General features: G+C 74.5%; 14 protein-coding genes. 7 read left to right on the top strand and 7 right to left on the bottom strand.

Going from position 1 to position 15,243, the window contains the following annotated elements; all coding sequences use genetic code 11:
* The first annotated feature begins 2 nt into the window (after positions 1 to 2).
* A complete protein-coding gene (locus UIS43_RS04120) occupies positions 3 to 746 on the top strand; it encodes a (2Fe-2S)-binding protein (RefSeq protein WP_126624982.1) in 744 nt (247 codons plus the stop codon).
* 100 nt (positions 747 to 846) lie between these two features.
* Entirely contained in the window at positions 847 to 2,076 is a 1,230-nt protein-coding gene (locus tag UIS43_RS04115; protein WP_370012518.1) for an aromatic acid exporter family protein, read from the top strand.
* A 65-nt stretch (positions 2,077 to 2,141) separates the two neighbouring features.
* On the opposite strand, the gene UIS43_RS04110 is transcribed toward UIS43_RS04115, so the two are convergent.
* The 4 genes from UIS43_RS04110 to UIS43_RS04095 all read right to left on the bottom strand — a co-directional run bounded on the left by UIS43_RS04110 (position 2,142) and on the right by UIS43_RS04095 (position 6,560).
* The gene (locus UIS43_RS04110) at positions 2,142 to 3,620 is read right to left on the bottom strand and encodes an MFS transporter (protein WP_013153121.1); all 1,479 of its coding nucleotides are present in this window, start codon (positions 3,618 to 3,620) and stop codon (positions 2,142 to 2,144) included.
* Positions 3,621 to 3,865: 245 nt separating this feature from the next.
* Complete coding sequence (locus UIS43_RS04105; RefSeq protein ID WP_013153120.1) at positions 3,866 to 4,609, bottom strand: response regulator transcription factor; 744 nt, start codon at positions 4,607 to 4,609, stop codon at positions 3,866 to 3,868.
* Positions 4,606 to 5,754 carry a sensor histidine kinase gene (locus tag UIS43_RS04100; protein WP_041552662.1) on the bottom strand — a complete coding sequence of 383 codons (1,149 nt, stop codon included), beginning with the start codon at positions 5,752 to 5,754 and terminating at the stop codon, positions 4,606 to 4,608. Before UIS43_RS04100 ends, UIS43_RS04105 begins: the two co-directional genes overlap by 4 nt.
* A gap of 26 nt (positions 5,755 to 5,780) precedes the next feature.
* Positions 5,781 to 6,560 (bottom strand): hypothetical protein, encoded by a 780-nt coding sequence (locus tag UIS43_RS04095; RefSeq protein WP_013153118.1) that lies wholly within the window; start codon positions 6,558 to 6,560, stop codon positions 5,781 to 5,783.
* Positions 6,561 to 6,728: 168 nt separating this feature from the next.
* Between UIS43_RS04095 and UIS43_RS04090 the strand changes: the two genes are divergently transcribed.
* A complete protein-coding gene (locus UIS43_RS04090) occupies positions 6,729 to 7,484 on the top strand; it encodes a cyclopropane-fatty-acyl-phospholipid synthase family protein (protein ID WP_370012517.1) in 756 nt (251 codons plus the stop codon).
* A 54-nt stretch (positions 7,485 to 7,538) separates the two neighbouring features.
* On the opposite strand, the gene UIS43_RS04085 is transcribed toward UIS43_RS04090, so the two are convergent.
* Positions 7,539 to 8,021 (bottom strand): VOC family protein, encoded by a 483-nt coding sequence (locus UIS43_RS04085; protein ID WP_013153116.1) that lies wholly within the window; start codon positions 8,019 to 8,021, stop codon positions 7,539 to 7,541.
* Positions 8,022 to 8,306: 285 nt separating this feature from the next.
* On the opposite strand from UIS43_RS04085, the gene UIS43_RS04080 reads away from it, so the two are divergent.
* Complete coding sequence (locus UIS43_RS04080; protein WP_013153115.1) at positions 8,307 to 9,104, top strand: methyltransferase domain-containing protein; 798 nt, start codon at positions 8,307 to 8,309, stop codon at positions 9,102 to 9,104.
* Positions 9,105 to 9,264: 160 nt separating this feature from the next.
* Positions 9,265 to 9,672 carry a MarR family winged helix-turn-helix transcriptional regulator gene (locus UIS43_RS04075; RefSeq protein WP_013153114.1) on the top strand — a complete coding sequence of 136 codons (408 nt, stop codon included), beginning with the start codon at positions 9,265 to 9,267 and terminating at the stop codon, positions 9,670 to 9,672.
* 31 nt (positions 9,673 to 9,703) lie between these two features.
* On the opposite strand, the gene UIS43_RS04070 is transcribed toward UIS43_RS04075, so the two are convergent.
* Positions 9,704 to 10,276: a GNAT family N-acetyltransferase gene (locus UIS43_RS04070; RefSeq protein ID WP_041552659.1), complete on the bottom strand. Its 573-nt coding sequence runs from the start codon at positions 10,274 to 10,276 to the stop codon at positions 9,704 to 9,706.
* A gap of 300 nt (positions 10,277 to 10,576) precedes the next feature.
* On the opposite strand from UIS43_RS04070, the gene UIS43_RS04065 reads away from it, so the two are divergent.
* Positions 10,577 to 11,029: an iron chaperone gene (locus UIS43_RS04065; RefSeq protein WP_071622091.1), complete on the top strand. Its 453-nt coding sequence runs from the start codon at positions 10,577 to 10,579 to the stop codon at positions 11,027 to 11,029.
* A 48-nt stretch (positions 11,030 to 11,077) separates the two neighbouring features.
* Here the strand turns inward: UIS43_RS04065 and UIS43_RS04060 are convergent, their stop codons facing one another.
* Entirely contained in the window at positions 11,078 to 13,873 is a 2,796-nt protein-coding gene (locus UIS43_RS04060) for a LuxR C-terminal-related transcriptional regulator (RefSeq protein ID WP_370013225.1), read from the bottom strand.
* 119 nt (positions 13,874 to 13,992) lie between these two features.
* On the opposite strand from UIS43_RS04060, the gene UIS43_RS04055 reads away from it, so the two are divergent.
* A complete protein-coding gene (locus tag UIS43_RS04055) occupies positions 13,993 to 15,225 on the top strand; it encodes an RNA-guided endonuclease InsQ/TnpB family protein (RefSeq protein WP_370012516.1) in 1,233 nt (410 codons plus the stop codon).
* The last annotated feature ends 18 nt before the right edge of the window (positions 15,226 to 15,243 follow it).

Below are 15,243 nucleotides of genomic sequence, written 5' to 3'. Positions count from 1 at the left end.
GGGTGGACGGAGCGGGGACGACGGCGGTGCGGCCGGTCCTGGCGGAGGTCGGTCGGGTCAACACGCTGTTCGCCGTGGAGACGGTCCCTCCCGGCCCGGGTTGGCTGCCGCTGGGAGGCGGCGGGGCCCTGGAGCCCCGTGCCCTGGCGGCCGAGGTGGAGCGGGTGCGCGGACACCTGGCGCGGTTGGCGGCGCGGCCGGACGCGGTGGTGGAGTGGCGGGTGGCGGCGTCGGTGTTCCAGCAGGGGCTGGCGACGCGGCTGCTGTCGCCGGTGCTGGCGGCCGGACTGTGCCACGGGGTGCTGGTGGACGCGGCGCGGTTCCACTGGGACCCGCGCCGGGAGGGGCCGGTGGTGCTGCGCACCGCGCAGGAGGGGGCCGCGGCGGTGACCGGGGGGACGGCGGAACTGGCCGACTGGGTCGAGCACACGGTGGTCCTCGGCGTCCTGGCCCGTGCGGCACGGGGACTGGCCGGGGCGGGCAGCGTGGCGCCGGGGCTGCTGCGGGGCAATACCGCCGCGGCCCTGGCCGGGGCCGTACGCGCCCTGGGCGCCGACCGGCCCGCGGTGCGCGTGCGGGCCCGGGAGGTGGCCGATGACCTGCTGGGCCGCCCCTCCCTGGCCGGGACCGGCGGCCACACGGGGGTGGACGCCTCGGGACTGGGGGTGTTCCGGCGCACCACGTGCTGCCTGTACTACCGGGTTCCGGGCGCGGGGTACTGCGGGGACTGCGCCCTGCGCCGCTGAGTGACCCACGCCCGTCCCCTCCCCGTGCTTCGCCGTCCCCGGTCCGGGGTAGCTGCGGCCGTGGACGACGGTCGGCGAGGGAATCCGGTGGGAGGAACCCATGACGGGTCGGGACAGGGCGGGCGCGGACGGGGCCGTGGCCCGCGCACGCGCGTGGGTGAGCCGTGCGGTGGGTTCGGACGGGCACGAACGGCACACGGCGCTGTCCATCGGCAAGAGCGCCCTGGCCGCCTCGTTGGCGTGGTTCGTCGCACAGCACCTGATCCAGGCCGCCTCACCGGCCTTCGCGCCCTTCACCGCGGTCCTGATGATGCAGGTCACCGTCTACCAGTCGGTGGTCCAGTCGCTGCGCTACGTGGGCGCGGTGGCGCTGGGGATCACCGTGCAGGCCGTCCTGGGCTTCGCCGCGGGCCCGGACATGCTGACCTTCGTCGTGGTCACGCTCATCGCCCTGGTCATCGGCCGGTGGAGGCCCCTGGGCAGCCAGGGGTCCCAGGTGGTCACGGCCGCGTTCTTCGCCTTCTCCACCTTCCTGTCCTCCCAGGGCTACACCGGGCGCCTGGTGGACCTGGCCCAGATCCTGTTGCTGGTGCTCATCGGCTGCGCCATCGGCACCGCGGTCAACGTCCTCGTGCTGCCGCCCATGCGCTTTCGCAGCGCGGAGTACGCCATCCGCTCCCTCGCGCACGCCGAGTGCGACCTGATCGGGGACATCCGGCGCGGAATGGAACGGGGGGAGCTGACCGAGGACGAGGCCGAGGACTGGCGCCAGCGGGCCAACCGGCTCGCGTCGACCGTCCGGCAGACCCGTTCGGCGGTGGACACCGCCTGGGAGAGCGTCTACCTCAACCCGGCCAGGCTCCTGCGCAGACACCGCCACCACGTCGCCTTCGAGGGCTACCAGCAGTTGGTCGACGCCCTGGAGCGCACCACCCACCAGCTGGGCTCCCTGGCCCGCAGCATCCACCTGTGGAGCCGTGACGGGGAGCGCTCCGTCCACCAGGACTTCCTGAGCCTCTACGGGGACTTCCTCGTCTCGATCGCCGAGATCACCCGCGAGCTCAGCGGGTTGGACCAGGACCGGCTCGGCCCCCAGGCCAGGAGGCTGTGCCGGCTCGCGGAGCAGGCCCGGGAGCGCTACGACGACCTCGTGCGGGCCAAGGAGGGCGAGGACGCCCCGCCCTTCGACGACCTCCGGCTGCCCTACGGCGTGCTCCTGATCGAGGCGCAGCGTCTCATGGACGAGTTCCAGTACAGCTGTGACGTGATCCTGCACTACGTGGACCGCCCCGGTCCCGCGGACGGGTCCGGCGGCGCCCGCCACATCTGACCGCGGCCGTACGCCCTTCCGGGGCCGCCGCGCGACAGGCGGCCCCGGAAGGGCGGTGGTGCCGCTCAGGCGCGGCCGGACCGCCAGGCGGACAGGGCCACACCGGCGGCGGCGAGCAGGACGCCGACGGTCGCCCAGGAGAAGGCGGTGCGGTAGCCCTCGACGGAGGCGGCGACGTCACCGGAGGCGCCCGCGGCGACGGCCGCGCCGACGAGGACGGCCATGCCGGTGGCCCCGCCGAGCTGGTCGACCGAGCGCTGGACGCCGGAGGCGACCCCCGCGTCGGCCTCGGTCACCCCGTGCAGGGCGGCGTTCTGCAGGGCGATCAGGCCGACGCCCATGCCGACGCCGACCAGGAGCATGCCGGGCATGGCGTCGGCCCACAGACCGCCGTCCACCGGCAGCCGCGACAACCAGGCGGTCCCGGCCGCGGCCGAGAGCAGGCCCGCGATCGCCGCCCCGGACAGGCCCAGGGCTCCGATGATCCGGCCGACCACGGTCGCCGAGACCAGGATCGCCGCGCAGAACGGCACGTACGCCAGCCCCGCCTGCATGGGGCTCATCCCCAGCACGTGCTGGAGGTAGAGCGTCACCAGCAGGAAGGAGGTCGACAGCGCCGCGCTGAGCAGCACCGTCGCCCCGTTGGCGACCAGCCTGGTGCGGTCGGCGAAGAAGGACAGCGGTACCAGCGGGTTGCGCGACCTGGCCTCGACCAGGACGAACAGCCCCATCGCCGCGGCACCCGCGAGCACGGGGACGTACACACGCGGCTCCGTCCAGGAGTGTTCCGCCGCCTGGAGCACCCCGTGCACCAGGGCCAGGGGACCGGCCGTCAGCAGCAGTCCGCCCAGGACGTCGGGGCGGCGCCGTGCGGCGCCGGTCTCGGCGGCCGGAGCGACCGGGGCCTGGGCACCCGGCACCGCGCCGCGGACGCGGTCGGGCGCGACCAGCAGCGGGACCGCGACCAGGACCACGGCGACGACGGGGAGGTTGACGAGGAAGATCCACCGCCAGTGCAGCAGCTCGGTGATCACGCCGGACAGCAGCACCCCGCCCACCAGGCCGGAGCTGGAGATGGCGCCCCAGACGCCGAGGGCCCTGGCGCGTTCCTGGGGGTCGGGGAAGAGCACGGCGATCAGCGACATCGCCGCCGGGGAGGCGAGCGCCTCACCGGCCCCCTGCCCGAAGCGGGCGGCCAGGAGCCAGGGCAGGTCCGGCGCGGCGCCCGCGACGAGCGAGGCGGCGCCGAACAGGGCGGCGCCCAGGAGCAGCATGCGCCGCCGCCCCAGCAGGTCGCAGACGCGCCCGCCGAGCAGCAGCAGGCCGCCGCCGACCAGCGTGTAACCGGCGACGACCCAGGTCAGGCCCTGCGGTCCGGCGCCCAGGTCGGCGCCGATGGAGGGCAGGGCGATGTTGACGACCGTGACGTCCACGGCGATGAGGAACTGGAGCATCGACACCGCGGCGAGCGCCCACCAGCGGCGGGCAGCGGCGGGGCGCTCCCGGCGGCCTGAGCGCGCGTCGGGAGTTCGGAAGGAGTTCATGATGGCCGATCGGGTCGGACCCGCGTCGAGGCGGGCCGGGAAACGGAAGGGAAGCCGTTCCGCCCGCGCGGTACGCCAAGCGGGCCCCGCCCGTCCTCCCAGGACCGGGCGCGGCGCGCGGCGGGCGCGGACGCCCGCCTACTCCGTGACTGCGACTGCCATCATGCGCGGCAGTCTAGACCCTGCCGCCGGGTCGGCGCACCGGAAATACCCGGCCGCTCCGTGTGCCGCCCGGGCCGGAGCGCTCAACACGGCTCCCCGTCACGGGGTCCCCCGGCCCCGGGACGCCGGTCGCCCACCAGGCCCGTCTCGTAGGCGGTGATCACCAGCTGCGCGCGGTCGCGCGCCCCGAGTTTGGCCCGCAGCCGCCCGATGTGCGTCTTGACCGTGGCCAGGCTCAGGTGCAGGTGCTCGGCCAGTTCGGTGTTGGACAGGCCGCGGGCGATCAGCCCGAGGACCTCCACCTCGCGGTCCGTGACGCCGTCGAGGGCGCGGGCCGGAGGGCGTCCCGGCTCGGGGAGGCGGGCGAACTCGGAGATGAGCCTCCGGGTGACCGAGGGGGCCAGCAGGGCGTCCCCCGCGGCGACGACGGTGATGGCGTCCAGGACCCGCGACGGCGGCGTGTCCTTCAGCAGGAAGCCCGCCGCGCCCGCGCGGAGGGCGGCGTAGACGTACTCGTCCAGGTCGAAGGTGGTGAGGATGAGGACGCGGACGCCCGCCGTCGCGGGATCGGCGCAGATACGCCGGGTGGCCCCGATGCCGTCCAGCCCGGGCATGCGGATGTCCATGAGGACGACGTCGGGCCGTTCGCGGCGGGCGAGTTCCACGGCCTCGGCTCCGTCGGCGGCCTCGCCGACGGCGCTCAGCCCGGGGGTGTGGTCGACCAGGACGCGGAAACTGCCGCGGACCATCGCCTGGTCGTCGGCGACGAGGACGCGCGTGACCCCGGTGCCCTCTCCGGCCCCCGTCGCCCGCGTCGGTCGGGTCACGGCGTGCTCTCCTGTCCGGTCGGCAGTCGTACGGCCACCGCGAAACCGCCCTGCGGACGGGGTCCCGCGGTGAAAGCGCCCCCGCACATCATCGCCCGTTCCCGCATGCCCAGGAGGCCGTGTCCGCCCGTGGGACCCCCGGGCGGGCGACGGGAGCCCTCCGCGGGCCCCTCGTCGACCACCTCGATGTCGACCGCCGCGCCGTCCGAGGCGACGGTCACCTCGCACCGGGTCGGAGCCGCGTGCCGGACCGCGTTGGTCAGGGCCTCCTGCACGATCCGGTACGCCATGAGGCGGGTGCCCTCCGGAACACCCCGCATGCCGCGGACCGTCAGGCGCACGTCGACCCCGGCCCTGCGGGCGTCCCGCGCGAGTCCGTCGAGACCGTCCAGGCCCGGCGCCGGGGCCAGCGGGGCCTGTTCGGTGCGCAGCACCCCCAGGGCGCGGCGCATCTCCGTCAGAGCGGACCTGCTGGCCTCCTCGATGTCCCTGAGCGCGACCCGGGCCTCGCGCGGGTCAGCCTCCGCCACGTGTGCGGCCACACCCGCTCTGACGGCGATCAGGCCGAGGTTGTGCGAGACGACGTCGTGCAGGTCGCGGGCGATGCGCAGCCGTTCCTCGGTCAGCGCCCGCTCGGCCCGCCGCCGCCCCCGGGCCCGGTGGGAGCGCACGGCGAAGCCCGCCGCCCAGGCGCCGCCGACCACCAGCACCACCAGGGAGGCCAGGCCGACCGCGTCCTGCCGGTCCCCCGCCGGGGTGACGACCGCCTCCCCGACGTACACTCCGGCGGCGGCCGTCGCCAGCGCGGCGACCAGGGCCGGGACCGCACGGCGGGCCGGCTCGGCCAACCCCACCAGGTAGGCGGCCAGACCCGCCGCGGTGTAGGGCTCCCGGGTCAGGTCCAGGAGGGTGGCGGCGGTGAGGGCGGCCATTACCGTGCCCAGCACGGGCAGCGGCCAGCGGCGGCGGACCGCGACGGGCAGGCCCACGGCCGCGGCGACGGCCCAGGGGAGCCAGACCGGGCCGTCGTAGGCGGGTTGCCCGTCGACCGGGGACAGGTGCGCGAATCCGGCGTAGACCGCGGTCAGGACGAGGGCCGCCGCCAGGTCGGCGGCGTACGCGTGGCGGCCGGTGATGCGGTGCATCGCCCGACAGTACCGGCCCACTCCCCTCAACCCGCCTGCCCGAACGCGAACATCAGTCCCAGGGTGCCCAGCGCGACCAGGCCCCAGAGCACCACCGCTGAGCGGCGGGGCCGCGGTCCCTCGCGCAGCAGAGCCAGCCCCAGCGGCAGCAGGGCGACGGCCAGACCGGCCAGGGCCACCAGCGACCACGGTGTGGTTCCCTTCAGTACGCCCAGCGGCAGGGCCGCCGTCAGCGCGAGGGCGAACGCGCGGACCGGGCCCAGCACCCGTGTGCGCCAGGCGCCGAGCGCGAGCACGACCCAGCCGGACAGGACGGCGAGGTTCAGGACGGAGAGGATCTGGAAGGCCCCGTAGGTGTCGGAGACGATCCGCGTGGCGGTCGCGGCGCCCTCGGCGACGACCAGCCGGAAGGCCATGTGGTCCGCTCCGGCGTGGAAGGTACGGGCGAACAGGCCGGACATCGCCAGCAGCCCGCCCCACAGTCCCCATCCCGGACCGCGTGCGCCGACACGGGCGGCGAGCACGGCCACGGCGGGCCACAGCAGCAGGTTGCCGACCGCGAAGAGGGCGTACGCGGTGGCCGTCAGGCCGGAGTGCCGCTCGTACGCGGCGAGCTGCCCGGGGAAGAAGAAGTCGAAGCGGACGCGCAGCAGGGCCCCGGCCAGCATCAGCAGGGGCCCCAGAACCATGGCGACGCCGCCCACCCAGCGGCCGGGGAAGGCGTCCGCGCGTTCCACGGGGAGTACGCGGCCCGGGCCGCTCGCGGCGTGCGGGGTGCCGTGGGTGGTGCGTGGTGGAGGAGTCATGCCCCGACGATGCCCCGCCGGGCCTGTCCTCGGCGTCGGACCGGGGGCTGGATCCAGGCGTCAGACCCGGGTATGACCGGCGGGCCCGGCGCGCCGACAGGGTCCTCGCGGGGCGCGCGGCCCCGGAAACCGATGGACGGGCCGCGGCTCCCCCGCCAGGGTGTTCGGATGACCACACCGCCCGTGCCTCCCCTGTACCGCGACGTCGACTTCAACGGCCCGCTCTCCGACGCCCGAGCCGCCGGACTCATCCGCGACCTGGGCCGCCTGGAGGGCAGACGGATCGTGGACATCGGCTGCGGCTGGGCCGAACTGCTGCTGCGCGCCCTGGAGAGCGAGCCGACCGCCACCGGGTTCGGCATCGACCTCGACGAGCAGGCCGTGGAGCACGGGCGCGCCAACGCCGTGGCCCGGGGCCTGGCCGACCGCGTCGAACTCGCGGTCGGGGACGCGGGCGCCTGGTCCGGCACGCACGCGGACGTGGTGGTCAACAACGGCGCCAGCCACGTGTGGGGCGGCGACCCTGTGACGCACACCGTCAACGCCCTGGAGGCGGTCGCCGGTCTGCTCCGGCCCGGCGGCCGGTTCCTGTTCGGTGAGTGCTTCTGGCTGCACGATCCGACGCCCGGGGAGCTGGAGGCCATGACCGACATCCCCCGCGCCCAGTACCGGTCGCTGCCCGACCTGGTGGACCTCGCCCTCTCCCACGGCTTCCGGCTGCGGGCGCTGTCGCAGGCCACCCTGGAGGAGTGGGACGACTTCGAGTCCCGGCACGCCCGGGGTTGGGAGGAGTGGCTGGAGCGCAACCCCGGCTCCCCCGGTGCCGACGAGGTCCGGGCCAGGGCCGACCGGCACCGGCACTTCTGGCTGCGCGGCACCCGGGAGACGCTCGGCTTCGCCTACCTGTCCCTCGCCCGGGTCTGAGACCGGACGCGGCCGTCCGCGCCGCCGTCTCCCGGCGCGGACGGCCGCCGCGGGTCAGGCCGCGTCCGCGGCCCTCCGGATCTCGGGCAGGTCGATCCGGCCCATCTTGAGCATGGCCTGCATGGCGCGTCCGGCCCGGCCGGGATCGGGGTCGGCCAGCAGGTCGTCCAGCTCGGCCGGGAAGACCTGCCAGGAGAAGCCGAAGCGGTCCTTGAGCCAGCCGCACTGGCCCTCCTCGCCGCCCTCGCCGAGCTTCGCCCAGTAGTGGTCGGACTCCTCCTGGCTGTCGCAGATCACCTGGAGGGAGACCGCCTCCGAGAAGGTGAACTCCGGGCCCCCGTTGAGCGCGGTGATCTGCTGGCCGTCGATCTCGAAGTCCACGGTCAGCACCATGTCGGCGGGCCGGGGCCCGTCGGGGCCGAAGTGCCGGACCCGCAGGATGCGCGAGTTGTCGAACAGGCCCACGTAGAAGCGGGCCGCCTCCTCGGCGCGGGTGTCGAACCACAGGCAGGGGGTGATCTTGTTGAGCCGTGTCATGGTCTGGTCCTCTCGGTGTGCGGCGCGGCCCTGCGCGCGTCCGCCCTATCCGTGATGACGCGTCCGGGCGGCGGAACTCATCGGCCCGGGCGGGGTTTTTCCCAGGAGTTTCGCCCCTCTCGCCCGTTCCGTGGCCGGTCGCCTCCGCGGCCCCGGGAGGCACCCCTCCGAACAGGGCACCCCACCCCTTGTCTCATATGGCGAGAATGAAATCTCATTCAAAGAGATATCGGTGTAGGGTCCCAGGTGTTCGCTCCCGCCTGCGACCCATGAGAGGGCGTTCCGATGACGCGCTACACCCACGGCCAGCACCCCACGGTCACCGACTCCTACCGCTGGCGCAACGCGGAGAACTCCGCCGCCTACGCCCTGGACCGGATGGTCCCCGGCCGCTCGCTGCTGGACGTGGGCTGCGGCCCGGGCAGCATCACCGCCGACCTCGCCCGCAGGGTCGCCCCCGGGCGGGTCACCGCCGTGGACGCCTCGGCCGAGGCCGTCGAACTGGCCCGCGCCAGCGCGCGGGAGGCCGGAGCGGACAACATCGAGTTCCGGGTCGGCGACGTCCACGACCTGGACCTGCCCGACGACGCCTTCGACGTCGTCCACGCCCACCAGGTCCTCCAGCACGTGGCCGACCCGGTCCGGGCCCTGGCCGAGATGCGCCGCGTGGCCAGGCCGGGCGGGGTCGTGGCCGCCTGCGACAGCGACTACTCCGGCATGTACTGGTACCCGCGCCTGCCCGAACTGGACGCGTGGATGGACCTGTACCAGCGCGTCGCGCGCGCCAACGGCGGCGAGCCCGACGCGGGGCGGCGCATGGCCTCCTGGGCCCGCGAGGCCGGGTTCGAGGACGTCACCTACGTGGCCGAGGTGTGGAACCACTCCTCCCCCGAGCGCCGCGCCTGGTGGGGCGGCATGTGGTCCCGGCGCATCCTGGAGTCGGACATGGGCCGCCAGGCGGTCGCGGAGGGCCACGCCACCCGGGAGGAGCTGGAGCGCATCTCGGCGGGCTGGACGACCTGGAGCCAGGACCCCGACGGGGTGTTCGTGGTCCCGCGCGGCGCGATCCTGTGCCGGGCCTGACCCGCCACGAGGGGTCCGCGGCCCGGGCGCGCCTCCCGCCGCCCCCGGGCCCCCGCGCGCCGACACCGCCGCCGGTCGTTGGCGGTGCGCCGTGCGGCGATCTATCTTCGACGTGTCTCGAAGAGTGGACGCCCGCGCAGTCCCCGCTGGAGGGAGCACCATGTCCGACCTGCCGATCGGCTACTGGCTCAAGCACCTGGACCGGCTCATCGAGAACGACCTGGACCGGACCCTGGCCGCGGAGTCGCTGGGGCGCCGCCACTGGCAGGTGCTCCACTCCCTGCACACCGACCCCGGCACGATCGCCGACCTGGACCGCAGGCTCGCCGCGTTCCTGGACGAGGACGAGTACAGCGTCACCCCGGTGGTGGAGGAGCTGCGTCGGCGCGGTTGGGTGGAGGGCCTGGTCTCCCTGAACCTCAGCACGGCGGGAGAGGCCGCGCACGAGACCCTCTTCGCCAGGGTCGACGAGGCCCGCCGCCGTATCTCGCGGGGGATCAGCGACGAGGAGTACCGGACCGCGGTCGACGTGCTGGAGCGGATGTCGGCCAACCTCGAACAGGGTTGACGCGGCCGGACCCCGCCCGGCCGCGTCCCGGTCAGGGGGCGGGCAGTTCCCGAGTGAGCTCGACGAAGGCCAGATCCGCGCGCTTGGGCAGACCGAAAGTCGCGTCACCGTAGGGGAAGGGTTCGGTCTTGCCGGTGTTGGTGTAGCCGCGGCGCTCGTACCAGGCGATCAGCTCCGGGCGCTGCTTGAGCACCTTCATCCGCATCAGGCGGCAGCCCCACTCGCGCACCGCCGTGTCCTCGGCCTCGGCCAGGACCCGCTTGCCCAGGCCCCCGCCCTGGATGCCGGGCCGCACCGAGAACATACCGAAGTAGGCGCCGTTGACGCCGCGCTGGAGCTCGCAGCAGGCCACGATCCGACCCTCGGCCTCGGCGACCAGCACGATCGTGTTGGTGCGCGCCAGCAGCTCGGCCATGCCCCCGGCGTCCACGCGCTGGCCGTCGAGCAGGTCGGCCTCGGTGGTCCAGCCCTGCTTGGATGAGTCGCCGCGGTAGCAGGAGTTGACCAGCTCGACGAGCTCGGGGACGTCATCGGTGACGGCGGTCCTGTAGACCAGGTCGGTCCAGGGCCCCGAAGCCGTCTCACTGCTGGTGGTCACACGCATCTCCCCTGTTGGTTCCGGCCGCTGGCACCCCCAGTATCGGCCACCGGACATAGCGAAGAACACAGACCCCTGGGACAAGAGGGGCGCAAGGGGCATCCGGATCACGGCGGCGGAGGAACACCGTGCAAGGGGATCCCGGCGCCGTGTGAGCGCGGGGCCGCCACCGACCCCGTGGTCCGTGGTGGTTTCCGTGGTCAGCACGGAGGCGCCGCGCACCCCCGCCGGGAGAGGCTGTGGACACGGAGGCCGGCACGGCCGCACACACCGGGCCGACCGCGGCCCGCAACCGAGGGAGTGACCATGACCAGCACCGCCAACGGCACGTACGAGGGGTTCTCGGCCGAGGAACGGGCCGCGATGAAGGACCACGCCCGGGAGCAGAAGAAGGCGGCGCGCCGCGCCTCGCGCGCGGAGAAGGCGGCGGAGGCGGAGCGCGACGTGCTCGCCAAGATCGCCGGGATGCGGGACTCGGACCGGGTCATGGCCGAGCGCGTCCACGCCGTCGTCACGGCCAACGCCCCGGCCCTCGCGCCGAAGCTCTGGTACGGGATGCCCGCCTACGCGCTGGACGGCAAGGTCGTCTGCCACTTCCAGGGCGCGGCCAAGTTCGGGACGCGCTACGCGACGCTCGGGTTCAGCGACCTGGCCCAGCTGGACGAGGGCACGATGTGGGCGACCGGTTTCGCCCTGACCGAGGTGACGGACGAGACGGAGGCGCGCATCGCCGAACTGGTGAGGCGTGCGGTGAGCTGAGGCGCGGTCACCGGGTTCACGCGGTCACCGGCCCCGGCCCCCGCGCGCTCACCGGCCGGGCGCGAGGCCGAGGCCGGTGAGCGCGGCCCCGCCGGCGGCGGCGTGCTCACCCCCGGCGAGCACCAGCGTGCGCGCCGCCTGGTAGCGGCAACCGGCCGCGTCGAACGCCGCGGCGGCGGCGAGCTGCCCCGCCGGGTCGCCGTCGAGCAGCGCCTCCGCGCGGTCCACCTGGGCACCGGCGACCGGGTTGCCGGTGACCACGGCCCTGGCGGAGGCGATCCGCTCCCGGGCCTTGGGGTGCCCGGCGAGCACCGCCGCCTCCGCCCTGAGCGCCACGTACCAGTGGAGCCAGACCCAGCACACCCACTTCCACACCCGGTCCGGCTCCGGTTCGACGCGTTCCAGGGCGGACTCCGCGTCCCCGTGGTGGAGCAGGACCATGGTGTCGAAGACCGCGCCGTAGCCCAGGCGGTGGTCGGCCTCGGACCCGGCCCGGTCGACGATCGCGAGCCAGTCCGCCCGTGCGTCGTGGTCGCCGCGCAGGCCGTGGACCATCGCGACCGACGCGGCGGCGGGCCCCAGGGAGCGCGTCCGCGGTCGGCCGTTCTGCTCCCACGCGTCGAGGAACCTCGTGCTGCCGGTGAGCACCCCGTCGACGTCGCCGCTGAACGCGTCCGCGACCAGGAGCCAGGACGTGGCGCTGTGGCCCGCCTCGGCCAGCAGCGGGTGGTCGGCGAGCTGCCTGCCCCACCGGCGGGCCTCCGGCAGCCGCCCCACGCCGAGGGAGGTTCCGGCGGCCATGGCCAGGGCGTCCATCAGCTCGTGCGTGCTGGCGGGGGTCGGCGGTCGCGGGGCCAGGATGTCGACCCTGCGCCGGGAGGCGGCCGCACCGGCGAAGGCGTTCCCGGCCCAGCTCTGGGCGCCCGAGAGCGCGTCCAGGGCGGCGGACTCGGCCACCGGGTCGCCCGCGCCACGGGCGAGCGCGACCGCCCGTTCGGCGCTCTCGACCGTCTCCCCGGCGGTGTTGTCCGGATCCCCCTGGACCGCGCCGAACGCGTCCGCGACCACCGCCGCCTCGGCCAGCGCGACGGCGGCCCGGGCGGCCGGGGCGTCGCCGGACAGCTCCCGCGCCCGCGCGAGCGTGTCCCTCACCTCCTCCACGGCGGGAAGCCGCGTGAACGAGCTGGAGAACCGGTACGCGACGGTGGCGGCGGCCGCCAGGTCGCGGCCCGCGCCCGCGGTGTCCCCGGCCCGGAGGGCGGCGTGCGCGGCGGCACGGTGCAGGCGGTACATGTCGTCGTCGAGGTCGCGGCATCCGGCCACCGCGGCGGCCTGGCGCAGCGCGTCGGCGACGGCGCCGGTGTCGGCGAGCCGCGCCGCCTGCTCGAACCGCTGCTGGGCCTCGCCGAGCAGGGTGCGGGTGAAGGACAGCTCGGCCACGGCGCGGGCGAGCCGATGGGCGTCCGCGCGCTGTTCGGGCTGGTCGCAGGCCCAGGTGAGGGCGGCCCGCATGTCCTCCGCCACGGCGTCGAAGCGGGCGCGCCAGTCCGCGCCCGCGGTCGCGGTGAGGGCGGCCGCACCGGCCAGGCACCAGTCCAGGTGCCGGGAGCGGACGCGCGTCAGCTCGCCGGTGTCGGCGAGCCGCTCCGCCCCGTACTGGCGGATGGTCTCCAGCGCGTGGTAGCGGGTGCCGGTCGCGGACGGTGTCACGGAGAGCAGGCTGTGCTCGGCGAGTCTGCCGAGCCCGTCGACGACCGAGGCCGGGTCCAGCGGGGCGAACCCGGCGACCCCGGCGGCGGCCTCGGGGGTGAACGGCGCGACGAACACCGACACCCGGCGCAGCAGGGCCCGGTCCCGCGGCTCCAGCAGATCGTGGCTCCAGTCCAGCACCGCCCGCACCGACCGGTGCCTGTCGTCGGCCCGGGAACCGCCGGTGAGGACCCGCAGCTGGTCGGAGAGCCCGGCGGCGAGTCCGTCCAGCCCCAGCGTCGAGCACCGCGCCGCCGCCAGTTCGATGGCCAGCGCCATGCCGCCGAGCCGTTCGCAGACGGCCACGACCTCCTCGCTCGCGGCGGGCCCCTGCGGCCAGCCGCCCACGGCCGCCCGGTCCATGAACAGGGCCACCGCGTCCGACTCCTCGCCGCCGTCCCGCGACAGCGGCGGGACCGGGAGGACACGCTCGAACGGCACCATCAGCCGGGCCCGGCTCGTCACGAGCACCCGCAGCCGCGGGCAGGCCGCCAGCAGTCGCTCCAGGAACGGCGTCACCCCGTCGCGCACGTGTTCGCAGTTGTCCAGGACCAGCAGGGCCCGGCGGTCCGCCAGCGCGGCAAGGACCGTGTCGTCGACGCCGCTTCCGGGCTGCTCGCCCACACCCACGGCCGCCGCGACCGCGGCCCCCACGCGGCCCGGTTCGGTGACCGGGACCAGGTCGACGAACCACACCCCGTCGGCGAAGTCGTCGGCCACGTCCGCCGCCACGGCCAGGGACAGGCGCGTCTTGCCCACCCCGCCCGGCCCGACCACGGTCACCAGCCGGTGCGACGTCACAGCCCCGGCCAGTTCCCGGCGCTCGCGGACCCGGCCGACGAACGACGTCAACGGCGCGGGCAGGGCGGGCGCCGACCGCTCGCGCTCGGCGCGTGCGGAGGCGGTCGCGTGCCGGGCGAGCGCCCGCCGGTCCGGCAGCGCCAGTTTGCGCAGGAGCGAGGAGACGTGCGACTCGACGGTGCGCACCGACAGGACCAGGCGCGCGGCGATCTCCGCGTTGCTGAGGTGCTCCCCGAGGAGGGCGAGTACTTCGACTTCCCGAGCCGAGACCACTGGACTGGACACCGAACTCATCTGTTGGTTGGGCGTGGACACCCCGTCCTTCAGGGCGGGGAGGAAACGCCCTCTCCCTTCTGTGGCTTTCTGTTGGATTTGGCTCATGCGGTCGCGGAGCGGTCGCTACGGTGTGTGCCATGATCAGGAAGAGCGTGAAGCGGGCGTTCAAGTACCGTTTCTACCCGACCGATGCGCAGGCGGCTGAGCTGTCGCGCACGTTCGGGTGCGTGCGCCTGGTCTACAACCGCGCCTTGGCCGAACGCAGCGCAGCGTGGCAGCAGCGTCAGGAGCGGATGGGCTACTCCCAGACCTCGGCGATGCTCACCGCCTGGAAGAAGACGGAGGAGCTGTCCTTCCTCACCGAGGTCTCCTGCGTCCCGCTCCAGCAGACGCTGCGCCACCTGCACACCGCCTTTCGCAACTTCTTCGACCGGCGCGCGAAGTATCCGCGGTTCAAGTCCAAGAAGAAGTCCCGCGCCTCGGCGGAGTACACCCGGTCCGCCTTTGGCTACCGCGACGGTCACCTGACCCTGGCCAAGATGGCCGAACCGCTGGACATCGTGTGGTCGCGCCCCCTGCCTGAAGGAGCAAGGCCGTCCACGGTGACGGTGTCCCGGGATGCGGCCGGGCGCTGGTTCGTGTCCCTGCTGTGCGAGGACACCGTCGAGTCGGCTCCGGCCGCCAACGACGCGGTGGGTGTGGACATGGGTGTGACGTCGCTGGTGGTGTTGTCCACGGGGGAGAAGGTGGACAACCCCCGCCACGAACAACGCGATCGCGCCAAGCTGGCCAAGGCGCAGCGGGCGCTGGCCCGTAAGGCCAAGGGCAGCGCGAACCGGGAGCGGGCCCGCCGCAAGGTGGCGCGGGTGCACGCCCGCATCACCGACCGCAGGCGCGACTTCCTGCACCAGCTCTCCACTCGACTCGTCCGCGAGAACCAAGTGGTCGTGATCGAGGATTTGACGGTGCGCAACATGGTCAAGAACAGGAGGCTGTCCCGGGCGGTCTCGGATGCGGCCTGGCGTGAGCTGCGCACCATGTTGGCGTACAAGTGCGCCTGGTATGAGCGGGAGCTGGTCGTGGTGGACCGGTTCTTCCCCTCCTCCCGGTTGTGCTCGACTCTCGGGTGCGCTTATGTGCGCGCGTCGTTGCCGCTGAACGTACGGACGTGGACGTGCCCCCGGTGCGGGGTGGTCCACGACCGTGATGTGAACGCGGCGCACAACCTCAGGGCCGCCGGGCTGGCGGCATCTGCCTGTGGAGCTGGTGTGAGACCTCAACGGGAGTCCTCCCGGACGGGGCGACCGGCAATGAAACAGGAAGGCCGCGGGGCGACCCGTGACGAGGCGTTGGCCTCGAACCACCGGTAGGTGGTTCCGGATTCTCCT

Origin of the sequence: Nocardiopsis sp. LDBS0036, assembly GCF_041228755.1 — a bacterium.
Classification (GTDB): domain Bacteria; phylum Actinomycetota; class Actinomycetes; order Streptosporangiales; family Streptosporangiaceae; genus Nocardiopsis; species Nocardiopsis dassonvillei.
Note: the sequence above shows the minus strand (reverse complement) of the source record. Positions and strands in the feature narration are given on the sequence as shown.

Coding starts and splice junctions, on each gene's coding strand:
- UIS43_RS04115 (WP_370012518.1), top strand. CDS start 847: ATGACGGGTCGGGACAGGGCGGGCGCGGACGGGGCCGTGGCCCGCGCA.
- UIS43_RS04110 (WP_013153121.1), bottom strand. CDS start 3,620: ATGAACTCCTTCCGAACTCCCGACGCGCGCTCAGGCCGCCGGGAGCGC.
- UIS43_RS04100 (WP_041552662.1), bottom strand. CDS start 5,754: ATGCACCGCATCACCGGCCGCCACGCGTACGCCGCCGACCTGGCGGCG.
- UIS43_RS04095 (WP_013153118.1), bottom strand. CDS start 6,560: ATGACTCCTCCACCACGCACCACCCACGGCACCCCGCACGCCGCGAGC.
- UIS43_RS04090 (WP_370012517.1), top strand. CDS start 6,729: ATGACCACACCGCCCGTGCCTCCCCTGTACCGCGACGTCGACTTCAAC.
- UIS43_RS04085 (WP_013153116.1), bottom strand. CDS start 8,021: ATGACACGGCTCAACAAGATCACCCCCTGCCTGTGGTTCGACACCCGC.
- UIS43_RS04080 (WP_013153115.1), top strand. CDS start 8,307: ATGACGCGCTACACCCACGGCCAGCACCCCACGGTCACCGACTCCTAC.
- UIS43_RS04075 (WP_013153114.1), top strand. CDS start 9,265: ATGTCCGACCTGCCGATCGGCTACTGGCTCAAGCACCTGGACCGGCTC.
- UIS43_RS04070 (WP_041552659.1), bottom strand. CDS start 10,276: ATGCGTGTGACCACCAGCAGTGAGACGGCTTCGGGGCCCTGGACCGAC.
- UIS43_RS04065 (WP_071622091.1), top strand. CDS start 10,577: ATGACCAGCACCGCCAACGGCACGTACGAGGGGTTCTCGGCCGAGGAA.
- UIS43_RS04060 (WP_370013225.1), bottom strand. CDS start 13,873: ATGAGTTCGGTGTCCAGTCCAGTGGTCTCGGCTCGGGAAGTCGAAGTA.
- UIS43_RS04055 (WP_370012516.1), top strand. CDS start 13,993: ATGATCAGGAAGAGCGTGAAGCGGGCGTTCAAGTACCGTTTCTACCCG.